At 63.6% G+C, this 24,569-nt stretch carries 20 protein-coding genes; 5 read left to right on the top strand and 15 right to left on the bottom strand.

Translation table 11 applies throughout. The features are described 5' to 3' along the window. Positions 1–97 precede the first annotated feature (97 nt). Both phnX and ABOA88_RS20690 read right to left on the bottom strand, forming a co-directional pair. Positions 98–925 carry a phosphonoacetaldehyde hydrolase gene (gene phnX, locus ABOA88_RS20685; RefSeq protein WP_367852075.1) on the bottom strand — a complete coding sequence of 276 codons (828 nt, stop codon included), beginning with the start codon at positions 923–925 and terminating at the stop codon, positions 98–100. Between the two features lie 111 nt (positions 926–1,036). Further along, positions 1,037–2,194 (bottom strand): 2-aminoethylphosphonate--pyruvate transaminase, encoded by a 1,158-nt coding sequence (locus ABOA88_RS20690; RefSeq protein WP_196171008.1) that lies wholly within the window; start codon positions 2,192–2,194, stop codon positions 1,037–1,039. Positions 2,195–2,442: 248 nt separating this feature from the next. Between ABOA88_RS20690 and zapE the strand changes: the two genes are divergently transcribed. After that, entirely contained in the window at positions 2,443–3,516 is a 1,074-nt protein-coding gene (gene zapE / locus ABOA88_RS20695) for a cell division protein ZapE (protein WP_367852076.1), read from the top strand. 22 nt (positions 3,517–3,538) lie between these two features. On the opposite strand, the gene ABOA88_RS20700 is transcribed toward zapE, so the two are convergent. Beyond that, entirely contained in the window at positions 3,539–5,428 is a 1,890-nt protein-coding gene (locus ABOA88_RS20700; RefSeq protein ID WP_367852077.1) for a propionyl-CoA synthetase, read from the bottom strand. Between the two features lie 177 nt (positions 5,429–5,605). On the opposite strand from ABOA88_RS20700, the gene ABOA88_RS20705 reads away from it, so the two are divergent. After that, complete coding sequence (locus ABOA88_RS20705; RefSeq protein WP_196171005.1) at positions 5,606–6,472, top strand: LysR family transcriptional regulator; 867 nt, start codon at positions 5,606–5,608, stop codon at positions 6,470–6,472. Here ABOA88_RS20705 and ABOA88_RS20710 read toward each other — a convergent pair. From ABOA88_RS20710 to ABOA88_RS20730, 5 genes are all read right to left on the bottom strand, one after another. Continuing rightward, complete coding sequence (locus ABOA88_RS20710) at positions 6,446–7,603, bottom strand: HPP family protein (RefSeq protein ID WP_367852078.1); 1,158 nt, start codon at positions 7,601–7,603, stop codon at positions 6,446–6,448. The genes ABOA88_RS20705 and ABOA88_RS20710 overlap by 27 nt on opposite strands. 348 nt (positions 7,604–7,951) lie before the next feature. Continuing rightward, positions 7,952–9,271: a sensor histidine kinase gene (locus ABOA88_RS20715; RefSeq protein ID WP_196171003.1), complete on the bottom strand. Its 1,320-nt coding sequence runs from the start codon at positions 9,269–9,271 to the stop codon at positions 7,952–7,954. After that, the gene (locus tag ABOA88_RS20720; RefSeq protein WP_196171002.1) at positions 9,268–9,936 is read right to left on the bottom strand and encodes a response regulator transcription factor; all 669 of its coding nucleotides are present in this window, start codon (positions 9,934–9,936) and stop codon (positions 9,268–9,270) included. Before ABOA88_RS20720 ends, ABOA88_RS20715 begins: the two co-directional genes overlap by 4 nt. Next, positions 9,937–10,251 (bottom strand): PepSY domain-containing protein, encoded by a 315-nt coding sequence (locus ABOA88_RS20725; RefSeq protein WP_367852079.1) that lies wholly within the window; start codon positions 10,249–10,251, stop codon positions 9,937–9,939. It abuts the gene before it with no gap. Further along, positions 10,251–10,559 (bottom strand): PepSY domain-containing protein, encoded by a 309-nt coding sequence (locus tag ABOA88_RS20730; protein ID WP_043213984.1) that lies wholly within the window; start codon positions 10,557–10,559, stop codon positions 10,251–10,253. The genes ABOA88_RS20725 and ABOA88_RS20730 overlap by 1 nt, the downstream gene beginning before the upstream one ends. A 227-nt stretch (positions 10,560–10,786) precedes the next feature. On the opposite strand from ABOA88_RS20730, the gene ABOA88_RS20735 reads away from it, so the two are divergent. Continuing rightward, positions 10,787–11,866 (top strand): patatin-like phospholipase family protein, encoded by a 1,080-nt coding sequence (locus ABOA88_RS20735; RefSeq protein WP_367852080.1) that lies wholly within the window; start codon positions 10,787–10,789, stop codon positions 11,864–11,866. A gap of 52 nt (positions 11,867–11,918) precedes the next feature. Then, positions 11,919–12,275, top strand: a complete 357-nt coding sequence (queD, locus tag ABOA88_RS20740) for a 6-carboxytetrahydropterin synthase QueD (RefSeq protein WP_043213989.1) — start codon at positions 11,919–11,921, stop codon at positions 12,273–12,275. Between the two features lie 48 nt (positions 12,276–12,323). Here the strand turns inward: queD and ABOA88_RS20745 are convergent, their stop codons facing one another. After that, positions 12,324–12,791 (bottom strand): DUF1289 domain-containing protein, encoded by a 468-nt coding sequence (locus ABOA88_RS20745; protein WP_196170999.1) that lies wholly within the window; start codon positions 12,789–12,791, stop codon positions 12,324–12,326. Positions 12,792–13,197: 406 nt separating this feature from the next. Between ABOA88_RS20745 and acnB the strand changes: the two genes are divergently transcribed. After that, positions 13,198–15,807, top strand: a complete 2,610-nt coding sequence (gene acnB / locus ABOA88_RS20750; protein ID WP_196171010.1) for a bifunctional aconitate hydratase 2/2-methylisocitrate dehydratase — start codon at positions 13,198–13,200, stop codon at positions 15,805–15,807. Between the two features lie 154 nt (positions 15,808–15,961). Here acnB and prpD read toward each other — a convergent pair whose 3' ends face one another. The 6 genes from prpD to ABOA88_RS20780 form a co-directional block, all read right to left on the bottom strand. Continuing rightward, the gene (gene prpD, locus ABOA88_RS20755) at positions 15,962–17,446 is read right to left on the bottom strand and encodes a 2-methylcitrate dehydratase (protein WP_367852081.1); all 1,485 of its coding nucleotides are present in this window, start codon (positions 17,444–17,446) and stop codon (positions 15,962–15,964) included. Positions 17,447–17,598: 152 nt separating this feature from the next. Further along, complete coding sequence (gene prpF / locus ABOA88_RS20760) at positions 17,599–18,789, bottom strand: 2-methylaconitate cis-trans isomerase PrpF (RefSeq protein ID WP_367852082.1); 1,191 nt, start codon at positions 18,787–18,789, stop codon at positions 17,599–17,601. A 131-nt stretch (positions 18,790–18,920) separates the two neighbouring features. Further along, the gene (gene acnD / locus ABOA88_RS20765; protein WP_367852083.1) at positions 18,921–21,509 is read right to left on the bottom strand and encodes a Fe/S-dependent 2-methylisocitrate dehydratase AcnD; all 2,589 of its coding nucleotides are present in this window, start codon (positions 21,507–21,509) and stop codon (positions 18,921–18,923) included. A gap of 96 nt (positions 21,510–21,605) precedes the next feature. Continuing rightward, positions 21,606–22,733 (bottom strand): bifunctional 2-methylcitrate synthase/citrate synthase, encoded by a 1,128-nt coding sequence (gene prpC, locus ABOA88_RS20770; RefSeq protein WP_367852084.1) that lies wholly within the window; start codon positions 22,731–22,733, stop codon positions 21,606–21,608. A 186-nt stretch (positions 22,734–22,919) separates the two neighbouring features. Next, positions 22,920–23,810, bottom strand: coding sequence for a methylisocitrate lyase (prpB, locus tag ABOA88_RS20775; protein ID WP_043214002.1), 891 nt, complete (start codon positions 23,808–23,810; stop codon positions 22,920–22,922). Next, complete coding sequence (locus tag ABOA88_RS20780) at positions 23,807–24,523, bottom strand: GntR family transcriptional regulator (RefSeq protein WP_196170994.1); 717 nt, start codon at positions 24,521–24,523, stop codon at positions 23,807–23,809. Before ABOA88_RS20780 ends, prpB begins: the two co-directional genes overlap by 4 nt. Positions 24,524–24,569: the final 46 nt, after the last annotated feature.

Here is a 24,569-nt window from a genome sequence, read left to right on the forward strand (position 1 = left end):
AATTTTCGCGCCTTCGGTACCCGGATGTGCGTAACGCATGGTGTGTCTCCTGGCTCTAGCGTGTAGGGATTGCGAGTGTCGTGTCGTTGTGCGCCGCTCAACAGGCTTGCGGTGTTTCACCCCGGGCCAGACGCTGGTTGATGTCGTCGATCACCCCTGGCAAATCGGCGATGGTGTCGATCAGGTAGTGGGGACGGGACGGCTCGAACATCTTGACGATGCGCGCGCGCTCCTCGGCCAGTTTGTCCGCTGCCAGCGACTTGTAGGCCTGGTAAGACAGGCCCAGGGCATTGCCCGAGCAGGTAAGGGCCACGGTCCACATGCCGGCGCGACGACCTTCGAGGATGCCCGGCCAGGTGTCGTCGACCTTGACGCAGGCGGCGACGTCATCGATGCCCAAGGCAATCACGTTGGCAAGGGCCTGGGCCGGCCAAGGACGGCCGTTCGGGGTTTCGTCGGTGGCCACCACATGGTCGGCGACATACCCATTCTGCTTGGCCAGCTCCACCACCTTGTCCATCACCACTTTCGGGTAGCCGGAACAGGAGCCGACCTTGAGCCCTTTGTCACGCACCGTTGCGATGGCCTCCAGGGCACCCGGGATCAGCGCCGAATGCACGGCGATCTTCTCGATCTGCAGGGGCATGAAGCGCTCATAGATGGCAGTGACATCGTCGTCGGTCGGCGTACGACCGAACACCTTGCGGTAGCGCTCGGCAATTTCGGGCACATCGCACAGGGTACGGATGTGATCCCACTTGCCCATGCCCATCGGGCCGCGGGCTTCGTCCAGGGAAACACTCACACCGAACTCAGCGAAGGCTTCGACGAAGATCTGGGTCGGCGCGAACGAGCCGAAATCGACGACGGTACCGGCCCAGTCGAGAATCGCGGCTTGCAACGAGGAAGGCTGTTCGTAGTGCATCGTAGGGGCTCCGAAAATCGCTAAAAGGCACCTGCAATCCGCGCACGGATCCAGGTTCAACGGTAAGGGGAGTGTCGAGGCAGTAAGGCCTGGCGCCTCGACAGGGCCGGCTCAGGCAGTTGGACGTTGCATGTCCACGTCCATCGCCAGAAGGGTGTCGGCGATGGCACGCAGCAGTTGGTGAACGATGTGTTCGTCGATCTGGCCGATGCAGCCGATGCGGAAGCTTTCGGCCACGGTCAGCTTGCCGGGGTAGATGATGAACTGGCGGGCCTTGAGTTCGTCGTAGAAACGCTTGAAGTCGAAGTTCGGATGTTCAGGGCTGAAGAACGTGGTGATGATCGGCGACAACCAGCAATCTTCAAGCAACGTCTTGAAACCCAGTTCGCGCATGCCGGCCACCAGCACATCGCGATTGCGCGTGTAGCGCGCCTGCCGGCCCGCCACGCCACCTTCGGCACGGTGCTGCTCCAAAGCTTTGTGGAAGGCCACCACGCTGTGGGTCGGCGGGGTGAAGCGCCATTGTCCGGTGCGCTCCATGTAGGCCCACTGCTCGAACAAGTCCAGGCTCAGGGAGTTGGCGCGGCCCTTGGCGGCCTCCAGCACACTGCGACGGATGATCACGAAACCGAAGCCCGGGATGCCTTCGATGCATTTATTGGCAGACGAGACCAGCACATCGAAGGCGATGTCCTGAACGGTCAGGGGCACGGCGCCGAAGGAGCTCATGGCATCGACGATCAGGCTCTTGCCGTGGGCCTTGACCACGTCGGCAATGGCACGCAGCGGGTTGAGGATGCCAGAGCTGGTTTCGCAGTGGACGATGAAGACGTTGGTGACGTCCGGGTTGGCCTTGAGCAACGCATCGACTTCATCTGGCTGGGGCGGCAGGTAGTCGCCCTTGTCCAGGGTGATGTAGGCGCGATGGAGGTATTCGAGGGTCTTGCTGGCGCGCTGGCCGTAGGCGCCATTCATCAGTACCAGGGCCTTGCCGTCCTTGGGGATGGCCGTGGCCAGGGCCGCCTCGACCGAATAACTGCCGCTGCCTTGCAGCGGGACGCAGGCGAAGCTGTCATCCGTCACGCCGGCCATGCTCAGCAGTTGCTGGCGAACCTCGGCCGTGACCCGGTTGAAATCACCGTCCCATGAACCCCAGTCACGCAGCATGGCCTCCTTGGTGGCCTTGGAGGTGGTAAGCGGGCCTGGCGTCAGCAGGTAGGGCTCACCCTGGGCAGGTGGGGCGAGAGGGAGGGCTTCGGCTTTGGTCATGATCTTCTCCGGCGGTTTTGTTTTTGTGAAGGAGTGATGCATGAGCGCATGGAAGCAATTTGCACTGGATAAGAAAAATCGATTTATCGTATTTCACAAATAAGCTTTATTTATTCATCGCAGTTTCCAATGCCTTCAGCGCCTAGACCCATCGCATTTCACGATCATCGCCAGGCACATTCTCGATTGCTCGCAGCGCCAGCCTCCTGCAAGCTGCCCTGCCCGCCTTCGCAACGAGGAACCCGAACGTGTCCGCCTGGCTTCCGATGCCGCTACGTCATTTCAAGCAGCGCTTGCGCAACGAGTCGCCCGCTGACAACAGGCTCCTGGCGTTCTTTCAGGACAAGGCCGACAGCCGCGGCTACCAGCTGAGCGAGGGGCAACGTCGCGTCATCCAGGCCATGGCCGAACAACTGGCCCTGCTGGAACAGGGCCAGGCGCACAGCCTCTACCTGCATGGTTCGGTGGGGCGTGGCAAGAGCTGGCTGCTCGACGGGTTCTTCCAGGCCGTGCCGGTCGAGGCAAAGCGCCGCCTGCACTTTCATGATTTCTTCGCCCGCTTGCACCAGGGCATGCACCGCAACCGGGCGCTGAATGATGCCTTGGGCGCAACGCTGGACGAACTGCTCGATCACTGCCAAGTGCTGTGCTTCGATGAATTCCATGTCCATGACATCGGCGATGCCATGCTCCTCACCCGCCTGTTCAACGCGCTGTTCGACCGGGGCGTGTGCCTGCTGGTGACCTCCAACTATGCCCCCGAGGGGCTGCTGCCCAACCCGCTGTATCACGAGCGCTTCCTGCCGGTGATCCGCCTGATCCACAGCCGCATGCAGGTACTGGAAGTCGACGGCGACACAGACTTTCGCAGCCTGCCGGCGAACCGCGCGCATCAGCGCTTCACCCAAGGGCATTACCTGTGGCCAGGGGATGCCGACCAGCGCCAGGGCTTGGCGCTACCGGTCACGCAGCCAGTCCTGCTGGAGGTGAACAAACGCAACCTGCGCGCCCTGGCCAGCCAGGGGCGAACGGTGATGTTCGCCTTTGCTGACCTGTGCGAGCAGGCCACGGCGGTGATCGACTACCTGGCGTTGGCCGAGCATTTCGACGAGTGGATCATCGATGGGCTGGATGACCTGTCCGAATGCTCGCTGGCCGCGCAGCAACGCTTCGTCAATCTGGTGGATGTGCTGTACGACCAGGACAAGACCGTGACGGTGATCGGCAAGCGGCCGCTGGCAGAGAGCCTGGGCGGACCACTCGCCGACCTGATGCGTACCCGCAGCCGACTCGGGCAACTGCATCAGGTCGGGCCTGACTGAGCGCAACCTTCGGGCTGCCCAGTCAACTCGCCCTGGGCAGATCCGCCAACACCCCTTCGATTTCAATGAGCACCGCCGGATCGTCCAGCGTCGAAGGCGGCACGTAGTCCTGGCCATCGGCGATCTTGCGCAGCACCGCGCGCAGGATCTTGCCCGAACGGGTCTTGGGCAGGCGCTTGACCAGACGCACGCGATTGAAACACGCCAAGGCGCCAATCTGCTCGCGCACGCTGGCCACCAGCTCTGCCTGCAACTGCTGCTCGCCGATCCCATCGCCGTCCTTGAGCACTACCAGCGCCAGCGGTACCTGGCCCTTGATCTCGTCATGAACGCCGATCACTGCGCACTCGGCCACCGCCGGATGGCGGGCGACCAAGTCTTCCATTTCACCCGTGGACAGGCGATGGCCCGAGACGTTTATGACATCGTCAGTGCGCCCCATGATGTAGACGAAGCCGTCATCGTCCAGGTAGCCGCCGTCACCGGTGTGGTAGTAGCCCGGGTGGGGCTGCAGGTAGGCCTGCAGGTAACGCTCGTGATCCCCCCAAAGGGTCTGGCTGCAACCGGGCGGCAAGGGCAAGGCAATGACGATCGCGCCCTGCTCGTTCGGCCCCAAGAGCCGGCCTTCGTCATCGAGCACCTGCACGTTATACCCCGGCACTGCGCGGTTGCTCGAGCCTGGCCGCGCCGCGCTGCCCTCCAGGCCCACGCAGGGCGCGGTGACCGGCCAGCCCGTCTCGGTCTGCCACCAGTGGTCGTGCACGGGTTTTCCGCTGACACGCTCCAGCCATTGGTGGGTGCTCGAATCCAGTTTCTCCCCGGCCAGGAACAACTGGCGCAGCGAGCTCAAATCATGACGACGGATCAGCGCCCCGTCCGGGTCTTCCTTGCGGATCGCCCGCATGGCGGTGGGGGCGCAGAACAGGCCATTGACCTGGTACTGCTCAACCACGCGCCAATAGGCCGAGGCGTCCGGGGTGCGAATGGGCTTGCCCTCGTAGAAGACCGTGGTGCAGCCGTTCATCAACGGCCCGTAGACGATCAGCGAGTGCCCGACCACCCAGCCCACATCGGAGATGCCCCACCACACATCGCCGGCCTGCATGCCGTAGATATGCCGCATGGCATAGCACAGGGCGACTGCGTTACCGCCGTTCTCGCGCACGATGCCCTTGGGTTTTCCGGTGGTGCCGGAGGTGTACATGATGTAGAGCGGATCACCCGCCTCCAGCTCCACCGGGGGCACCGGGTCGACACCGGCCAGCGCCTGCTGCCAGTCCAGATCGCGCCCCGGCTGCAGGGTGGCATGGGCCTGCGGGCGTTGCAGCACCAGGACATGGCGCGGCTGGTGCCTGGCCAGTTGCAAGGCGCGATCGACCAGCGGCTTGTATTCGATCACCCGGTCGAACTCCAGGCCGCAGGAGGCGGTGAGCAGCAGCGTGGGTCGGGCGTCATCGATGCGCAGGGCCAGTTCGTTGGCGGCAAAGCCGCCGAACACCACCGAGTGCACGGCACCGATCCGCGCGCAGGCCAGCATGGCCATGGCGGCCTGGGGCACCATGGGCATGTAGATGATCACCCCATCGCCCTTGCCCACGCCCAACTGCCGCAGGAGGCCGGCCAGGCGGGCCACTTCATCTCGCAACTGGTGGTAGGTGAAGGTCTGTTGCACGCCGGTCACCGGCGAGTCGTAGATCAACGCCAGCTGGTCGCCGCGCCCCTGCTCGATCTGATGGTCCAGGGCCAGGTGGCAGCTGTTCAGGCGGCCATCGGCGAACCAGCGGTGGGTGCCGTCAGGGTTGTTCTGCAGGGTCAGGGAAGGCTTGCGATGCCAGGCCAGGTGTTCGGCCTGTTCGGCCCAAAAGGCGGCGGGGTCGGCGATGGAGCGGGCATAGCTGTGCTGGTAGGTCATGGCGATTTGCAACCCGGTACTTGTTGTTATTGAAGGGCGAACCCCGAGTATGGACCGGTACCCCGCGCCCGCCATCGGACTTAAGTCGCAACCGATATGCAAGATTGCACGGGGTTGTCGCCCCGCTACAGCGCGGGGCCTAGAATAGGGCTTCTCGTCAGCCAAAGAGCCGTTTCAATGGATATCGACCAGGCCCGTACCTTCCTGGAAATCGTGCGCTGCGGCAGCCTTGTCGCCGCCGCCGAACGCCTGTTCGTATCGCAGACGGCCATCACCGCGCGGGTACAACGCCTGGAGCAGCAACTGGGCTGCCAGTTGTTCATCCGCAGCCGCAACGGCGCAACCCTCACCAGCGACGGCGAGGCGTTCATCGTCTACGCCAACCAGATGGTGCAGACTTGGGAGGCTGCCCGCCGCGACCTGCCGCTGCCCCAAGGGTGCCAGCAAGTGCTGCATGTGGGGGGCGAGGTAAGCCTGGCCAACCCGATGATGCTCGACTGGGTCAGCGCCCTGCACCGTGAACTGCCCAGCCACGCCATCCGCAGCGAGGTGAGCGATGGCGAGTCGTTGCTGCGCAAGGTGGAAATGGGCCTGCTTGATGCCGCGCTGGTGTACCAGCCGACCTACGGCCCGGGGCTGCAGGTGGAGCAATTGATGGAGGAAAAGCTGATCCGCGTGCGCCGGGTCGGTCAACCCGAGCCCTATATCTACATCGACTGGGGCGAGGCCTTCCGCCGCCAGCATGATGCCGCCCTGCCCGATTGCGCGCGCCCGGCTTTGAGCTTCAACCTGGGCCCCTTGGCGTTGCAGTTCATTCTCGAGCAAGGGGGTAGTGGCTACTTCCGTACACGGGTGGTGCAGGCCTACCTGGAAAAAGGAGTGGTCGAGCGGGTGCCACAGGCGCCGGAATTCACCTACCCGACCTTCCTTATCTACGCCCGCAAGCGCGACAGCGAGGCCTTGCAGCAAGCCTTCAGCGTGCTGCGCCGGCTGGTGGCCGCCGGCGACAGCGATTGGTCACAGCGCTGGGACCCGATCCTCTGAGCGCTGCGCGCCGGCGTTGAGCAGGTGTCGCTTGAGGCCGGCGATAAGATCGGTCTGGGTGATCACACCGACCAACTTGTCATCCTCGAGCACCGGCAGGCAATGCAGGCCCTGCTCGCTGAGCAACGGCAACAGGCGATCGAGCGGATGCTGGCTGCTGACGCTGATGACCCGGCGGCTCATCACCTGCTCCAGGCGCACCACCGGGCGACCGAACAGCCCACGCCAGCTCAAGCGTGCTCGGGCCATGGCCGGGCCGAGCAAGTCGCTGAGGCTGACAATGCCCACCAAACGCCCCCCTTCCAGTACAGGCAAGGTCTTGAGCTGGTGGTTGGAAAGCATCTTCCAGGCCTGCTCCAAGGTGGTGGCCGGCGACGCGAACTGCACGTCACGGGACATCACCGAGGCCGCGGTGATACCGCCCAGGCTGCGTTGCAGGGCGTGCTGCTCGGTGGCCAGGATGATGCGTTCGAGTTCATCGCGCGTGACGTCGACGAACTCGCCCAATTCTTCCAGGGCGACATCCAGGTCGTCGCTGTTCACCCCGATCCGCTCGCTGGGCAGCGGATCGTGGGTGTGGTGCAGATCCTTGCGCGGCAGCAGGCCCTTGGGGTAGCGCACGCCGGTGAGACGGTTGTAGAGCACTGCCACGATAACCAGGATCAAGGCATCGAGCACAATCGGCTCGAGCAGATGATTGCCCAGCGCCGTCAGCCCCGGGTCCGCCAGCACGGCACCTGCTGCCACCCCGCCCCCAGGAGGGTGCAGGCAGCGCAACAGGCACATCATCACAATCGACAGGCCCAGGGCGCTGGCTGCGACCCACAGTTCAGTGCCCAGGTAATGCCGCATCACCAGGCCCACGATACAGGCCACGGCATAGCTGCCCAGCACCGGCCACGGCTGGGCCAACGGCCCGGAATGCACCGCGAACACCAGCACTGCCGAGGCGGCCAGGGGGCCGAGCAGGTGCAGGGCGACCGAGGGGCCATAGGCCAGGCTGACGAGGGTTCCGGCGAGCAATAGGCCAAGCAGCGCGCCAAGGCTGGCACGCAACCATTCTTTGGGAGGGATGTTCAGGGGCGCAGGCAGCAAGCGCTGCAGACGGCTTTCGAGACGCGAGGCAGACATCAGGGCAGTCGATCGTGTTCTTCTTGATTTGAAAAGAAAGCCCAGCCGAACTGGCATGGGCTGTATTGCCAATGCAATAGCTTAATGGCTCCGTCCTTGGAGATGGAAACACGAAGTTTCATGGCAGCGATTGTGCCGGGTGTGATAGCAAGCGGGCCAATTCAAAAAAGTGCCGCTGAACTGCACTTTTTTTGCAGTGCTGGGCGCTACGGTAACCTTGTGAAAGTGGATTTACCGGCGAATACAGGGCTGGCGGTGATCCTCGTGGAAGCTGGCGAAGCCTGCGATGGGCCGCAAGGCGGCCCCGAACCCCAGACGCCACGATGTGCCAATCGAGGTGCCGCCCCTTCAACGCCCCTTGCGCGGCAGCGCGATACTCACCCGCAAACCGCCCAACGGGCTTTCCAACAGCGCCAGCGTCCCGCCCCAGGCCTCGACGATATCGCGCACGATGCCCAGCCCCAGGCCATGACCATCGACCTGCTCGTCCAGCCGCGAGCCTCGCTCCAACACCTGCAATCGCGCAGGTTCCGGGATGCCGGGGCCGTCATCGTCCACCCACAGGTGGTACCCCTCGACCGTCGGCACGATGCCCAGGCGTACCTCGCTGTCAGCCCATTTGCAGGCGTTGTCCAGCAGGTTGCCGAGCAGCTCCAACAGGTCTTCGCGGTCCCATGGCAACAACAGTCCCTGTGGCACGTCGCGCTCGAGTAGCAGCCCTTCGCCATGGATCATGCCCAGGGTGCCGAGCAAGCCCGGCAGTTCGGCGTCGCAGTCGAACTGTGCACCGGGCAGCGCGTCGCCGGCCAGACGCGCGCGGTTGAGTTCACGGGCCAGGCGTTGCTGGATCTGCTCGAGTTGCTCGCGCAGTTGCTCACGTACGTCCGGCAAGTCCTTCAGGCGTTCACTGGCCGCCAGGCTCAGCAGGACCGCCAGCGGCGTCTTCAGGGCATGGCCGAGATTACCCAAGGCGTTACGCGAGCGGCGCAGGCTGTCCTCGGTGTGCGCCAGCAGGTGGTTGATCTGGTCCACCAAAGGTTGCAGCTCACTGGGTACCTGGGCATCGAGCTGGGAGCGCTGGCCTTGCTGCAACTGAGCGATCTGCTGGCGTGCCCGCTCCAGCGGGCGTAGCGAGCGGGTCACGGTCAGGCGCTGCAACACCAGCACCAGCACCAACGCCACCAGCCCCATGCCAAGACCGATCTGCTGCATGCGCCTGAAGCCCTCGCGCACCGGAGAGTAATCCTGGGCCACGCTGATCGAGATGTCCTGACCCAGGCGTCGGTAGTCCGCACGCAAGGTCAGCAGTTGCTGCCCCTCCGGCCCTAGCTCAAGGCCATCCTCGAGCCCTGGCGCCGCAGGCTTGGGCATTTCCAGGTCCCACAGCGAACGTGAGCGCCAGGTGCCCTGGTCGAAGTCGATGCGAAAGTAATAGCCCGAAAAAGGGCGCTGATAGGCCGCCGATATGCGTCGCTCGTCCAACTGCAGCCCTGACGGCCCGCGCACCAGGGCCACCAGCAGGTTTTCGCTCTCCTTGCGCAGGCCGGCCTCCAGGTAACGCTGCAAGCCGACTTCGAACAACCACAGGCTCAGCTGGGCCAGGACCAGGCCGACCACCACCAGCACAGCCACCAGCCCGAGGCTCAAGCGTGCCTGGATCGACCTCACGCCGCGCTCCCGGCATACACGTAACCCTGGCCGCGGCGAGTCTCGATCACGCTGCGACCGAGCTTGCGGCGCAGGTGGTTGACATGCACTTCCAGCACGTTGGAGTCCCGCTCGGTCTCGCCGTCATACAAGTGCTCGGCCAAGTGACTCTTGGACAACACCTGTTGCGGATGCAGCATGAAATAGCGCAACAAGCGAAACTCCGCAGCGGTCAGTTGAATGTCGACACCTTCACGGATCACGCATTGACGGCCTTCATCCAGGTGCAGGCCGGCGGCCTCCAGCGTCGGCTGGTTGGCCAGCCCTCGGGCGCGACGCAACAGCGACTGGATACGCAGTTGCAGCTCCTCGGGGTGGAAAGGTTTGGTCAGATAGTCATCGGCGCCGGCCTTGAGCCCTTCGATCCGCTCGGCCCAGGAGCCGCGCGCGGTGAGGATCAGCACCGGCGTGGCTAGATTGGCGGCGCGCCACTGGCTCAATACCTCAAGCCCTGGCAGGCCGGGCAGCCCCAGGTCGAGGATGATCAGATCGTAAGGTTCGCTCTGGCCCTGGTACACCGCGTCACGGCCATCGGCCAGCCAGTCCACGGCATACCCCTGGCGCTGCAGGCCGGCGATCAATTCGTCGGCCAGGGGGACATTGTCCTCGACAAGCAGCAGGCGCATTCAGTCGTCTTCCTCGTCTTTGAGCAACTCACCGGTGCGGGCGTCGAGCTTGATCTCGCGGACCACGCCAGCCGGAGTCAGTAATTCGACCTCGTAGGCGTAGCGGTCGTGCTTTTCTTCCAGCTCCGCCTCCAGCAGGCGCGCCCCGGGATAACGTCCCAGGGCGATGTCGAGCAGGTGTTCCAATGGCAGGATGATGCCCTTCTGGCGCAGCTCGAGGGCTTCATCCTGGTCCAAGTCACGGGCACCGGCCAGCGAACAGGCGGCCATCAGGACCAGGGCCAGGTAGCGCGCCGTTCGCCGTAGATCACGCATCAGTTGTCTCGTTCGTCCTTGAGGACTTCACCGGTCTTGGCGTCCAGGTCCACGTCCCATTCGACGTTCTGGGTGTCGCGCAGCTCGACCTTGTAGATGTAGCGACCGTACTCGTTCTCAAGCTCGGAGTCGGTCACGGTGGCGCCCGGGTGCTTGGCCACGGCGGCAGCCTTGAGCTCGTCCAGGGACTTGATGGTCTTGGCATTGACCAGCTTCACCACTTCATCGGGCTGAACGTCCTTGGCGAAGGCAGCATTGGCACCGAAAGCGAGGGCGGCGGCAGTGAACAGGGCAGTCAAAGTTTTCATGGATTCTCTCTCCATCGAGATCAGTAAGTTGTCTACGGGGTTAAGATTACCCCGCGGTCCTTAATCCAACCTGAAAACAGCTGGCGGCATGATAGCGCAGCTTCACCTCCCGCTCGCGGGTAAACCCGTTCCCGCCTACCACACCTGTAGGCGCGTGCTTACCCGCGAAAAGGCCGACACAGACAATCCCCTCTATAATGACCCGCTTGTTGCCTGCGAGATCTGTCATGAGCGCCATCCACATCAAGTACCCCGCCCTGACCTTCAAGGCAGGCCAACGCGCCTTGCGCCAGATCCGCGAACGCGGCCTGCGGGCAGCCGATGTGGGCGTACTGCCAGGTGCCGCCGGCGGGCCCAAGCCGCTGGGCATCCAAGGGCTGGACCTGGCGCTGTTTGGTGAGTGGCTGCCCTCGGCACCGCGTCAACGGGCACTGATCGGCGCCTCGATCGGTGCCTGGCGCTTCGCCAGTGCCTGCCTGAACGACCCCGTCGATGGACTGCGCCGCCTGGGTGAGTTGTACACCGAACAGGATTTTGCCAAAGGCGTGACGCCGACCGAGATCAGCCAGAGCTGTACGCGCATGCTCGATGAACTGCTGCAAGGCCGCGATGGGCAGATTCTCGCTAACCCGCACTACCGCTTGAACATCATGGTGGTCAAAAGCCACGGCCTACTGGCCGACGACCATCGCGGTCGCCTGGGCATGGGGTTGTCCTCGGTGATCGCCAACAACCTGCTGGGCCGCTCGCGCCTGGCGCGGCACTTCGAGCGGGTCATCCTGCACGACGGGCGTGCCGCGCCGCCACTGGACGCCCTGACCGACTTCCCGTCGCGCTGCCTGCCACTGGACCTGGCCAACTTGCGCCAAGCCCTGCTCGCCTCGGGCTCGATCCCCATGGTGATGGAAGGCGTACGTGACATTCCCGGCGCAGGTGCCGGCACCTACCGCGACGGCGGCCTGCTCGACTATCACCTGGACCTGCCGTATCAAGGCGACGACCTGGTGCTCTACCCGCACTTCACCGACAAAGTGGTGCCCGGCTGGTTCGACAAAGCCCTGCCTTGGCGCCGCGGCGATGCCACACGCTTGCAGAACGTGCTGCTGATGACGCCATCCCCCCAGTACCTGGCCGCCCTGCCCTACGGCAAGCTGCCGGACCGCAACGACTTCAAGCGCTTCATGGGCGATGCGCCCGCGCGCAAACGCTACTGGTACAAGGCCATTGCCGAGAGCCAGCGCCTGGGCGATGAACTGCTGGAACTGATCACCACCGGGCGGCTGCACGAACAGCTGCAAGCCTTGTAACGGGCATGCTGATAAACTGCACGCCAGCATTGTTTTCAAGAGTCTCTACAGCGTGGAAATCTTCAAGGAATTTACTTTCGAATCGGCCCACCGCCTGCCCAACGTTCCCGCCGGGCATAAATGCGGTCGCCTGCACGGCCACTCGTTCAAGGTCGGTCTGCACCTGACCGGCCCACTTGACCCTCACACCGGCTGGATCCGCGACTTCGCCGAGATCAAGGCGATCTTCAAGCCGATCTACGAACAGTTGGATCACAACTACCTGAACGACATTCCGGGCCTGGAGAACCCCACCAGCGAAGTGATCGCCAAGTGGATCTGGGACCAGGTCAAGCCCCTGCTGCCGGAGCTGTCGAAGGTCCGCATCCACGAAACCTGCACCAGCGGCTGCGAGTACAGCGGCGACTGAGTTCGCTGAACGGGCGCCTGCGCGGCGCCCCTGGGCGAAGCCGACGGGCTAGCCCAGGGCCTGCTTGAGGAAGGACGGCGCGATGTAGCGTTGATAGTGCGCTTCGGAAAGCAGGAAGAACTCCCGATCGATGGCATCGCGCAACTGCGGCAGCTCCCAGTCGCGAAACTCCGGCAGCAAGGCCATGCCGTAGGCTTCCAGGTCCCGGATCATGCGCGCGCCGCGGGCGATCAACTGATAGGCCCAGCAATACTCGGACTGGTGCGCCAGAAAACGAATCGAACGTTGCTCCAGTTGCTGGCGCAGACGTTGTTTGTCGAACACTTCCAGCTTGGCCATCATCACCTGCACCAGCAGTTGCTCCAGGCGCTGCCAGACGGCACGTTTTTCGTCCTCGTCGTAGCTGTTCCAGTGGATCACTTCATGATGGAAGCGCTTGCAGCCTCGGCACACCAGGTCGCCATAGACCGTGGAGCAGAGCCCTACGCAAGGGGTTTTGATGGACTGGTTGGACATGTACAGACAACGGCCTGGCGGTGGAACACTCGGCAATGTTAGCCCTTTGTCTAACCAGGGTCACTCGTTAAAGTCGTGTGTGCCGCCTTACGTTCGCCCTTTTTTTGCCGTAGAATCACACCGCCTTTTCAAGGCACCAATGTCCGTTGGAAGCTGTTTTCAAAGCGTCACGAGCACAGTTCATCCGGTAGAACGGCGTTGGCCGGGGCATGCCACCGTGCATGGCCCGCGCCAGCCCTCATCAGCTCACCGTTCTACAGGCGTAAAACTTTGAAAGCAGCTTCTGTAAGGATTCTCTGCGACCCTGGCTGGGCGGCCCAAAAAGCCGTCATTGCGCATGGGTGCAAAGAATGCTGGATGAGCGTCCCGGACTCCCCTTTAGGGACCACTGATGAGGGTAATAACTGTGCTTGAAGCCTACCGCAAACACATCGAAGAGCGTGCCGCCCTGGGCATCGTGCCCCAGCCGCTTAACGCCGAACAAACTGCAGGCCTGGTCGAGCTGCTGAAAAACCCGCCGGCCGGCGAAGAAGCCTTCCTCGTAGACCTGATCACCCACCGCGTTCCCCCAGGAGTCGACGAAGCCGCCTATGTCAAGGCCGCTTTCCTCTCCGCCATCGCCAAGGGCGAAGCCAAATCCCCGCTGATCGACCGCAAGCACGCCACCGAGCTGCTGGGCACCATGCAGGGCGGCTACAACATCGAGACGCTGGTCGCGCTGCTGGATGACGCCGAACTGGGCGCCGTCGCGGCCGAACAGCTCAAGCACACCCTGCTGATGTTCGATGCCTTCCACGACGTGGCTGAAAAAGCCAAGGCTGGCAACGCTCACGCCAAGGCCGTCCTGGAATCCTGGGCTGCCGGCGAGTGGTTCACCGCCCGCCCGGCCATCGCCGACAAGTACACCCTGACCGTGTTCAAGGTGCCTGGCGAAACCAACACCGACGACCTGTCCCCTGCCCCGGACGCCTGGTCGCGCCCTGACATCCCATTGCACGCCTTGGCCATGCTGAAAATGGCCCGTGACGGCATCGAGCCGCAGCAGCCTGGCTCGGTCGGCCCACTGGCCCAGATCGAAGCGGTCAAAGCCAAGGGCTTCCCGGTCGCCTACGTCGGTGACGTGGTCGGTACCGGTTCCTCGCGTAAATCGGCCACCAACTCGGTGCTGTGGTTCTTTGGCGACGACATCCCGTACGTGCCGAACAAGCGCGCCGGTGGCTTCTGCTTCGGCACCAAGATCGCCCCGATCTTCTACAACACCATGGAAGACGCCGGCGCCCTGCCGATCGAATTCGACTGCACCAACCTGGCCATGGGCGACGTCATCGACGTCTATCCATTCAAAGGTGAAGTGCGCCGCCATGGCAGCGACGAGCTGGTCACCACCTTCGAGCTGAAAACCGAAGTCCTGCTGGATGAAGTCCGCGCTGGCGGCCGTATTCCGCTGATCGTCGGCCGTGGCCTGACCGAGAAAGCACGTGCCGAACTGGGCCTGGGTGCTTCGGATCTGTTCAAGAAGCCAGAGCAGCCTGCCGACACCGGCAAGGGCTTCACCCTGGCGCAGAAGATGGTCGGCCGCGCTTGCGGTCTGCCAGAAGGCCAGGGCGTGCGCCCAGGTGCCTACTGCGAGCCGAAGATGACCACCGTCGGTTCCCAGGACACCACCGGCCCGATGACCCGCGACGAGCTCAAAGACCTCGCCTGCCTGGGCTTCTCCGCCGATCTGGTCATGCAGTCGTTCTGCCACACCGCGGCCTATCCGAAGCCGATCGACGTCAACACCCACCACACCCTGCCGGATTTCATCCGCACCCGTGGCGGCGTATCCCTGCGTCCGGGCGACGGCATCATCCACAGCTGGCTGAACCGCATGCTGCTGCCTGACACCGTCGGCACCGGTGGCGACTCGCACACCCGCTTCCCGATCGGCATTTCCTTCCCGGCCGGTTCCGGCCTGGTCGCCTTCGCCGCTGCCACCGGCGTCATGCCACTGGACATGCCGGAGTCGGTACTGGTTCGCTTCAAGGGCAAGCTGCAGCCTGGCATCACCCTGCGTGACCTGGTCCACGCCATCCCTTACTACGCCATCCAGCAGGGCCTGCTGACTGTCGAGAAGAAGGGCAAGAAGAACATCTTCTCCGGCCGCATCCTGGAGATCGAAGGCCTCAACGAGCTGACCGTCGAACAAGCCTTCGAGCTGTCCGACGCCTCGGCCGAGCGTTCCGCCGCCGGCTGCACCATCAAGCTGCCGGAAGAGTCGATCGCCGAGTACCTGAAGTCCAACATCACCCTGCTGCGCTGGATGATCAGCGAAGGCTACGGTGACGCCCGTACCCTGGAGCGCCGCGCCCAGGCGATGGAAGCCTGGCTGGCCAAGCCTCAGCTGCTGTCCGCCGATGCCGACGCCGAGTACGCTGCGGTCATCGAGATCGACCTGGCCGACGTCAAGGAGCCTGTGCTCTGTGCGCCGAACGACCCGGACGACGCCCGTCTGCTGTCGACCGTTGCCGGCGACAAGATCGACGAAGTGTTCATCGGTTCGTGCATGACCAACATCGGTCACTTCCGCGCTGCCGGCAAGCTGCTGGACAAGGTCAAGGGTGGCATTCCAACCCGTCTGTGGCTGGCCCCGCCAACCAAGATGGACGCCCACCAGCTGACCGAGGAAGGCTACTACGGCATCTACGGCAAAGCCGGTGCGCGCATGGAAATGCCAGGCTGCTCGCTGTGCATGGGTAACCAGGCTCGCGTACAGACCGGTTCGACCGTGGTCTCCACCTCGACCCGTAACTTCCCGAACCGCCTGGGCGACGCCACCAACGTCTACCTGGCTTCGGCCGAACTGGCCGCAGTTGCCTCGATCATCGGCAAGCTGCCGACCGTCGAAGAGTACCTGCAGTACGCCAAGGACATCGACAGCATGGCTGCCGACGTCTACCGCTACCTGAGCTTCGACCAGATCGCCGAGTTCCGCGAAGCGGCGGCCAACGCCAAGATCCCAGTGGTCCAGGCGTAATAAGCGGCAAGCTGTAAGAAGAAGCCCCGGCAGAGATGCCGGGGCTTTTTTGTGGGCCTTGCATTGACGGCCCTGGATACTTGGCAGGTACAGGGCGATGAAACATCGTCTCTGCGGGAACGGGTTTACCCGCGAAGAGGCCGGCAAAGCACGTTCAAATCACAAAGAGATCGACAAACCGCTGCACCGCCGTGCCTTCCAGCCTCGCCTGATCCTTGCACAAGGCAAAGATCTCATCACAGCGCTGACGCACGAACCGCGTCGCCAGGTTCTCCCTGAACTTGGCCTCCAACAGCGGTATGCCCTCCCCGCGCCGCCGCCGATGACCGATCGGGTACTCCACCACCACCTGGGCGGTATGGGTTCCGTCCTTGAAAAACACCTGCAACCCATTGGCAATGGAGCGCTTGTCCGCCTCCAGGTATTCCCGGCTGAAGCGCGGCTCCTCGACCACTTCCATCTTCTCGCGCAAGCGATCGATGCTGGGATGGGCCGCATGGAACGCATCCTCGTAGTGCTCGGCCACCAGGTTGCCGAAGATCAGCGGCACTGCGGTCATGTACTGCAGGCAGTGGTCACGATCGGCCGCATTGGCCAGGGGGCCGACCTTGGAGATGATGCGAATCGCCGACTCATTGGTGGCGATGACGATGCGATCGACCTCGTGCAGCCGATTGCGCACCTGCGGGTGCAGCGTCACAGCAGCCTCACAGGCCGTCTGCGCATGGAACTCCGCCGGGAAGCTGATCTTGAACAGCACGTTCTCCATGACATAGCTGCCGAACGCTTGAGGCAGGCGCAACGTGCGCTGGTCGGCGGGCTTGAGCGCCAAGTCCTTGTTGGTATGGCTGAACGATACGTCGTAGAAACCCCACTGCGGCGCCGTGAGCACGCCCGGTACGCCCATCTCGCCACGCAGCGCGATATCGGCCAGGCGCACCCCCCGACTGGAAGCGTCGCCCGCCGCCCAGGACTTGCGCGAGCCGGCATTGGGTGCATGACGGTACGTACGCAGCGCCTGGCCATCGACGAAGGCATGGGACAAGGCCGAGAGCAATTGCGCCCGATTGGCACCCATCAGTTTGGCGCACACTGCCGTGGAGGCAACCTTGACCAGTGCCACGTGATCAAGGCCGACGCGGTTGAAGGCGTTTTCCAGGGCAAGCACCCCTTGGATCTCGTGGGCCATGACCATGGCTTCGAGCACGGTGCGCATAGTCAGCGGCGACTCGCCGTTGGCCACGCGTTTTTGCGAAAGGTGGTCGGCAATCGCAAGGATGCCGCCCAGGTTATCGGAGGGATGGGCCCATTCGGCGGCCAACCAGGTGTCGTTGTAGTCCAGCCAACGCACGATACAGCCGATGTCCCAGGCAGCCTTTACGGGGTCCAACCGGTAGGCGGTACCGGGCACCCTTGCGCCATAAGGGACCACTGTACCCTCCACCAACGGGCCAAGGTGCTTGGTGCATTCGGGAAAGCGCAACGCCAGCAAGCCACAGCCCAAGGTATCCATCAGGCAGTTGCGGGCGGTATCCAGGGCTTCGGCCGACTCGACTTGGTAATCGAGTACATAGTCGGCGATGGTCTGCAGGACCTGGTCGTAGTCCGGGCGTTCGTTGAGGTCTACGTTGGCGCTCATTGTCTGCTCCCTTGAATAGGGGACCCGCATTGAGGTCTACCGCAGGCTTCGCCAATTCCTACAGATGTATCGTGACAAGTCTGTAGGAGCTGGCGAAGCCTGCGATGAGCTGCAACCCAGGCCCTCTCAACAAGCCGAGCGCCGACTGCGTGTCAGAAGCTGTCGCCAGGCACGCGCACCCAGCCTTCCATCAACACGCGAGCACTGCGGCTCATGATCGCTTTGGTCACGGTCCATTCTCCCTCCACCTTGCGCGCCTCGGCACCAACCCGCAAGGTGCCGGAGGGATGACCGAACCGCACGGCGCTGCGCTCACCGCCGCCAGCGGCGAGATTGACCAGCGTGCCCGGGATGGCCGCGGCAGTGCCAATCGCCACCGCGGCGGTCCCCATCATGGCGTGGTGCAGCTTGCCCATCGACAGCGCACGCACCAGCAGGTCGACATCGCCCGCCTCGACGGCCTTGCCACTGGAGGCGGTGTACGACACCGGCGGCGCGACGAAGGCGACCTTCGGCGTGTGCTGGCGCCCCGCCGCCTGGTCGACATGCTCGATCAGCCCCATGCGCACTGCGCCATAGGCGCGGAGGGTCTCGAAGCGCGTCAGCGCGGCAGGATCGCCGTTGATCGCATCCTGCAGCTCGGTGCCGGTGTAACCGATGTCGCCAGCATTGACGAAGATGGTCGGGATCCCGGCATTGATCAAGGTCGCCTTGAAGGTCCCGACACCCGGCACCTCCAGATCATCCACCAGATTACCGGTGGGGAACATCGAACCACCGCCACCCTCCTCGTCGGCAGCCGGATCGAGGAACTCCAGCTGCACCTCGGCGGCCGGGAAGGTCACGCCGTCGAGCTCGAAATCACCGGTCTCCTGCACCTCGCCGTCAGTGATCGGCACATGGGCGATGATGGTCTTGCCGATGTTGGCCTGCCAGATGCGCACGGTGGCGATGCCGTTGCGCGGAATGCGCGCCGCATCCACCAGGCCAGCGCTGATGGCGAAGGAACCCACGGCGGCTGACAGGTTGCCGCAATTGCCGCTCCAGTCGACGAACGCCTTGTCGATGGAGACCTGGCCGAACAGGTAGTCGACGTCATGCTCAGGGCGAGTGCTACGCGCGAGGATCACGGTCTTGCTGGTGCTGGAGGTGGCGCCGCCCATGCCATCGATCTGCTTGCCGTAGGGGTCGGGGCTACCGATCACCCGCAGCAGCAGCGCATCGCGCGCCGGGCCCGGTTGCTGGGCACGCTCGGGCAGGTCCTGCAGACGGAAGAACACGCCTTTGCTGGTGCCGCCACGGATGTACGTGGCGGGAATCTTGACTTGCGGTACATGTGCCATATTCGAATTCCTGTTTGCACGCCGCCGTAGGAGCACGTTTACTCGCGAAAGCATGAGCACAAGCAACAGTGTTGCCTGATCGAACGCATTCGCGGGTAAACCCGCCCCCACAAGGGCCGTGCTGCTCCTGTTTAGGCGGTCGCTTCCAGGAAGTCCTGGGCAAAGCGCTGCAACACACCACCGGCCTCGTAGATCGACACTTCCTCGGCAGTATCCAGACGGCAGGTCACCGGCACCTCGAGGCGCTCGCCGTTACGACGGGTCACCACCAGGGTCAGGGTCGCACGCGGGGTACGCGCGCCAAGCACGTCATAGGTCTCGCTGCCATCCAGGTCCAGGGTCTTGCGGTTGGTGCCCGGCAGGAACTCCAGCGGCAACACGCCCATACCCACCAGGTTGGTGCGGTGGATGCGCTCGAAGCCTTCGGCGACGATCGCCTCGACCCCGGCCAGTCGCACGCCCTTGGCCGCCCAGTCACGGGATGAGCCCTGGCCGTAGTCGGCGCCAGCGACGATGATCAACGGCTGCTTGCGCTCCATGTAGGTTTCGATGGCTTCCCACATACGGGTCACCTTGCCTTCCGGCTCGATGCGCGCCAGCGAACCCTGCTTCACGCTGCCGTCTTCCTTGCGCACCATCTCGTTGAACAGCTTGGGGTTGGCGAAGGTGGCGCGCTGGGCGGTCAGGTGGTCACCGCGGTGGGTGGCGTAGGAGTTGAAGTCCTCTTCCGGCAGGCCCATTTTCGCCAGGTACTCACCCGCAGCACTGTCGAGCATGATGGCGTTGGACGGCGACAGGTGGTCGGTGGTGATGTTGTCCGGCAGCAGCGCCAGCGGACGCATGCCACGCAGCGTACGCTCGCCAGCCAGGGCACCTTCCCAGTACGGCGGGCGACGGATGTAGGTGCTCATCGGACGCCAGTCGTACAGCGGCGCAACCTTCGGCCCGGTGTCCTGCTCGATGGCGAACATCGGGATATAGACCTTGCGGAACTGCTCCGGCTTGACCGCCGCCTGGACCACGGCGTCGATTTCCGCATCGCTCGGCCAGATATCCTTCAGGCGGATTTCCTTGCCATCGACCACACCCAGCACGTCCTTCTCGATGTCGAAGCGGATGGTGCCGGCGATGGCATAGGCCACGACCAGGGGCGGCGAAGCCAGGAACGCCTGCTTGGCATACGGGTGGATGCGCCCGTCGAAGTTGCGGTTGCCGGACAGCACGGCAGTGGCATACAGGTCGCGGTCGATGATTTCCTGCTGGATCTTCGGGTCCAGCGCACCGGACATGCCGTTGCAGGTGGTGCAAGCGAAGGCGACGATGCCAAAGCCCAGTTGCTCCAGCTCTTTCTCGAGCCCGGCTTCTTCCAGGTACAGCTGCACGGCCTTGGAGCCTGGCGCCAGGGAGGACTTGACCCACGGCTTGCGGGCCAGGCCCAGCTTGTTGGCATTGCGCGCCAGCAGACCTGCAGCGATCACGTTGCGTGGGTTGCTGGTGTTGGTGCAACTGGTGATGGCAGCGATGATCACTGCACCGTCAGGCATCTGCCCGGGGACTTGCTCCCAGGCACCGGCGATCCCCTTGGCGGCCAGGTCGCTGGTCGCGACGCGGGCGTGGGGGTTGGACGGGCCAGCCATGTTGCGCACCACGCTCGAGAGATCAAAGCTCAGGACACGCTCGTATTCGGCCTTGGCCAGGCTGTCGGCCCAAAGGCCGGCGGTCTTGGCATAGGTTTCCACCAGCTTGACCTGTTGCTCTTCACGGCCGGTCAACTTCAGGTAGTCGATGGTCTGTTGGTCGATGGCGAACATCGCTGCCGTCGCGCCATACTCCGGCGCCATGTTGGAAATGGTGGCGCGATCACCCAGGGTCAGGGCGCGGGCACCTTCACCATGGAACTCCAGGTAGGCACCGACCACCTTCTGCTTGCGCAGGAACTCGGTCAGCGCCAGGACCAGGTCGGTAGCAGTGATGTTCGGTTGCAGCTTGCCGGTCAGCTCGACACCGACGATTTCCGGCAAACGCATCCAGGAGGCGCGGCCGAGCATGACGTTCTCGGCTTCCAGGCCACCGACACCGATGGCGATCACACCCAGCGCATCGACGTGCGGGGTGTGGCTGTCGGTACCGACACAGGTGTCCGGGTAGGCCACGCCATGGTCGTTGTGGATGACCGGGGACATCTTCTCCAGGTTGATCTGGTGCATGATGCCGTTGCCCGGCTGGATCACATCGACGTTCTTGAACGCCTTCTTGGTCCAGTTGATGAAGTGGAAACGGTCTTCGTTGCGGCGATCTTCGATGGCGCGGTTCTTTTCGAACGCCTGCGGGTCGAAGCCACCGCATTCCACCGCCAGGGAGTGGTCGACGATCAATTGCACCGGCACCACCGGATTGACCTGGGCCGGGTCACCACCTTTTTCGGCGATGGCATCACGCAGGCCCGCCAGGTCGACCAGGGCGGTCTGTCCGAGAATGTCGTGGCAGACCACGCGCGCCGGGAACCACGGGAAGTCCAGATCGCGCTTGCGCTCGATCAGCTGTTCCAGGGAAGCATTCAGGGTGGCCGGATCGCAACGGCGTACCAAGTTCTCGGCGAGCACGCGGGAAGTGTATGGCAGGCCATCGTAGGCGCCGGGCTTGATCGCCTCGACTGCCGCGCGGGCGTCGAAGTAGTCCAGGTCGGTGCCTGGCAGGTTCTTGCGAAATGCGGTGTTCATATCGTTATCAGGCTCGGTCACGGTTTACCTAAGCGGGCACCACCCCTGCAGGAGTGGGTTTGCCCCTCTCCTACAGGGAACGCGGAGCGCGCTGTTTCAACGCTGCTCGATCGGCACGAACTTGCGCTGCTCGACGCCAACGTACTCGGCGCTCGGGCGGATGATGCGGTTGTTGGCGCGCTGTTCGAAGACGTGCGCGGCCCAGCCGGTCAGGCGCGAGCAAACGAAGATCGGAGTGAACAGCTTGGTCGGGATGCCCATGAAGTGGTACGCCGAGGCATGGTAGAAGTCGGCGTTCGGGAACAGGCGCTTCTGCTCCCACATGGTCTTGTCGATCGCTTCGGAGACCGGGTACAGCACGGTGTCACCCACTTCGTCGGCCAACTGCTTCGACCAGCCTTTGATGACCTCGTTGCGCGGATCGGACTCTTTGTAGATCGCATGGCCAAAGCCCATGATCTTGTCCTTGCGCTCAAGCATACGCAGCAGCTCGGCAACGGCATCCTGCGGGCTCTGGAAGCGCTCGATCAGCTCCATGGCCGCTTCGTTGGCGCCGCCATGCAGCGGGCCGCGCAGCGAACCGATGGCCGCAGTGATGCACGAATACAGGTCCGACAGAGTCGAGGCGCAGACACGGGCGGTGAAGGTCGAGGCGTTGAACTCGTGCTCGGCGTAGAGGATCAGCGAGACATTCATCACCTTGACGTGCAGCTCGCTCGGCTTCTTGCCGTGCAGCAGGTGCAGGAAGTGGCCGCCCAGGGTGTCTTCGTCGCTGGTGCAGTCGATGCGCACGCCCTGGTGGGTGAAGCGGTACCAGTAGCACATGATCGCCGGGAAGACAGCCAGCAGGCGGTCGGTCTTCTCGCGCTGGGCCTCGAAGGTCAGCTCAGGCTCCAGGGTGCCCAGCACCGAGCAGCCGGTGCGCATCACATCCATCGGGTGGGCGTCGCGCGGAATGCGTTCGAGCACTTCCTTGAGGGCTTGGGGCAGGTCGCGCAGGCCTTTGAGCTTGCGTTTGTAATCAGCCAGCTCCGCCTTGCTCGGCAGCTCGCCGTACAGCAGCAGGTAGGCGACCTCTTCGAATTCGGCACCGGCCGCCAGATCGCGGACATCGTAGCCACGGTAGGTCAGGCCGGCACCGGCCTGGCCAACGGTCGACAGCGCGGTCTGGCCGGCCACCTGGCCACGCAGGCCTGCGCCACTGAGTACTTTTGCTTCGGCCATGGTGTGTTCTCCTTTCTTGAATTTGTTATCGAAATTTTGCTGGCTAGTTCGGTTGCCTGTGCCGGCCTCATTCGCGGGGTAAAACCCGCTCCTACAAGTCCGGCGCATCATTGAGCATCAGCGAAAACCCTGTGGGAGCGGGTTTACCTGCGAACAGGCCACTCGCTCCTGCACAGACTCGAACCTTCAACCTTTCTTCTGGGCGAACAGCGCATCGAGGCTTTGCTCGAAGGCGTGATAGCCGATGGCATCGTAGAGCTCCATGCGCGTTTGCATGGTGTCGACAACGTTCTTCTGGGTACCGTCGCGGCGCAGCGCGGTATAGACGTTCTCGGCCGCCTTGTTCATGGCGCGGAAGGCCGACAGCGGATACAGCACCAGCGAGACATCGACCGAGGCCAACTCTTCGGTGGTGTACAGCGGCGTGGCGCCGAATTCGGTGATGTTGGCCAGGATCGGCGCCTTCACACGGTCAGCGAAGGTCTTGTACATCGAAAGCTCGGTGATCGCCTCGGGGAAGATCATGTCGGCACCGGCCTCGATGCAGGCGGCGGCGCGGTCCAGGGCGGCGTTCAGACCTTCGACGGCCAGGGCGTCGGTACGGGCCATGATCACGAAGCTGTCATCGGTGCGGGCATCCACCGCGGCCTTGATGCGGTCGACCATCTCCTGCTGGGTGACGATTTCCTTGTTCGGGCGGTGGCCGCAGCGCTTGGCACCGACCTGGTCCTCGATATGAATGGCCGCCGCGCCGAACTTGATCATCGAGCGCACGGTACGGGCCACGTTGAAGGCCGAGGCACCGAAACCGGTGTCGACATCCACCAGCAGCGGCAGGTCGCACACATCGGTGATTCGGCGTACGTCGGTCAGCACATCATCCAGGCCGCTGATGCCCAGGTCAGGCAGGCCCAGGGAGCCTGCCGCGACACCGCCGCCGGAGAGGTAGATGGCCTTGAAGCCGGCACGCTTGGCCAGCAGGGCATGGTTGGCATTGATGGTCCCGACCACCTGCAACGGATGTTCGGCGGCGACCGCGTCACGGAAACGCTGGCCGGGCGTGCTCTTCAAAGTCATGACTCACCTCGTGGGCTATTGTTGTCGGCGCCTTGGTAGTGACGCTCGATGTTGCGCTTGGATGCGCCGATGTGGCGACGCATCAGGAGTTCGGCCAGCTCGCCGTCACGGTCGGCAATGGCATCGAGAATGCGGTGGTGTTCGGCAAACGCCTGGCGTGGGCGATTGGGCGTGGCGGAGAACTGGATGCGGTACATGCGCACCAGTTGGTACAGCTCGCCGCAAAGCATCTTGACCAGGGTCTGGTTGCCGCTGCCCTGGATGATCCGGTAGTGGAAGTCGAAGTCGCCTTCCTGCTGGTAGTAGCCCACCCCGGCCTGGAACGCCGCGTCGCGCTCGTGGGTATCCAGTACCCGGCGCAACTCATCGATCTCGGCTAGGCTCATACGCTCGGCAGCCAGGCGACAGGCCATGCCTTCAAGCGATTCGCGGATTTCGTACAGCTCGATGAGTTCAGCGTGGTTGAGCGACACCACCCGGGCGCCGACATGGGGAACCCGAACCAGCAGACGCTGGCCTTCCAGACGGTGGATGGCCTCGCGCAACGGGCCACGGCTGATCCCGTAGGTGCGCGCCAGTTCCGGTTCGGAGATCTTGCTGCCCGGGGCGATCTCGCCTTTGACGATGGCCGCCTGGATACGCCGGAAGACGTTCTCCGAGAGCGTTTCCGACTCATCCGACACAGATAGGAGCGCTTGGCTTGCATCCAACATATTGTCGACACCTTGCGTTTCAATAGCGCCAAAGCTAGCTAAACAG

It is taken from the genome of Pseudomonas sp. PKS, from assembly GCF_051913525.1.
In the GTDB taxonomy this organism is placed as follows: domain Bacteria; phylum Pseudomonadota; class Gammaproteobacteria; order Pseudomonadales; family Pseudomonadaceae; genus Aquipseudomonas; species Aquipseudomonas guariconensis_D.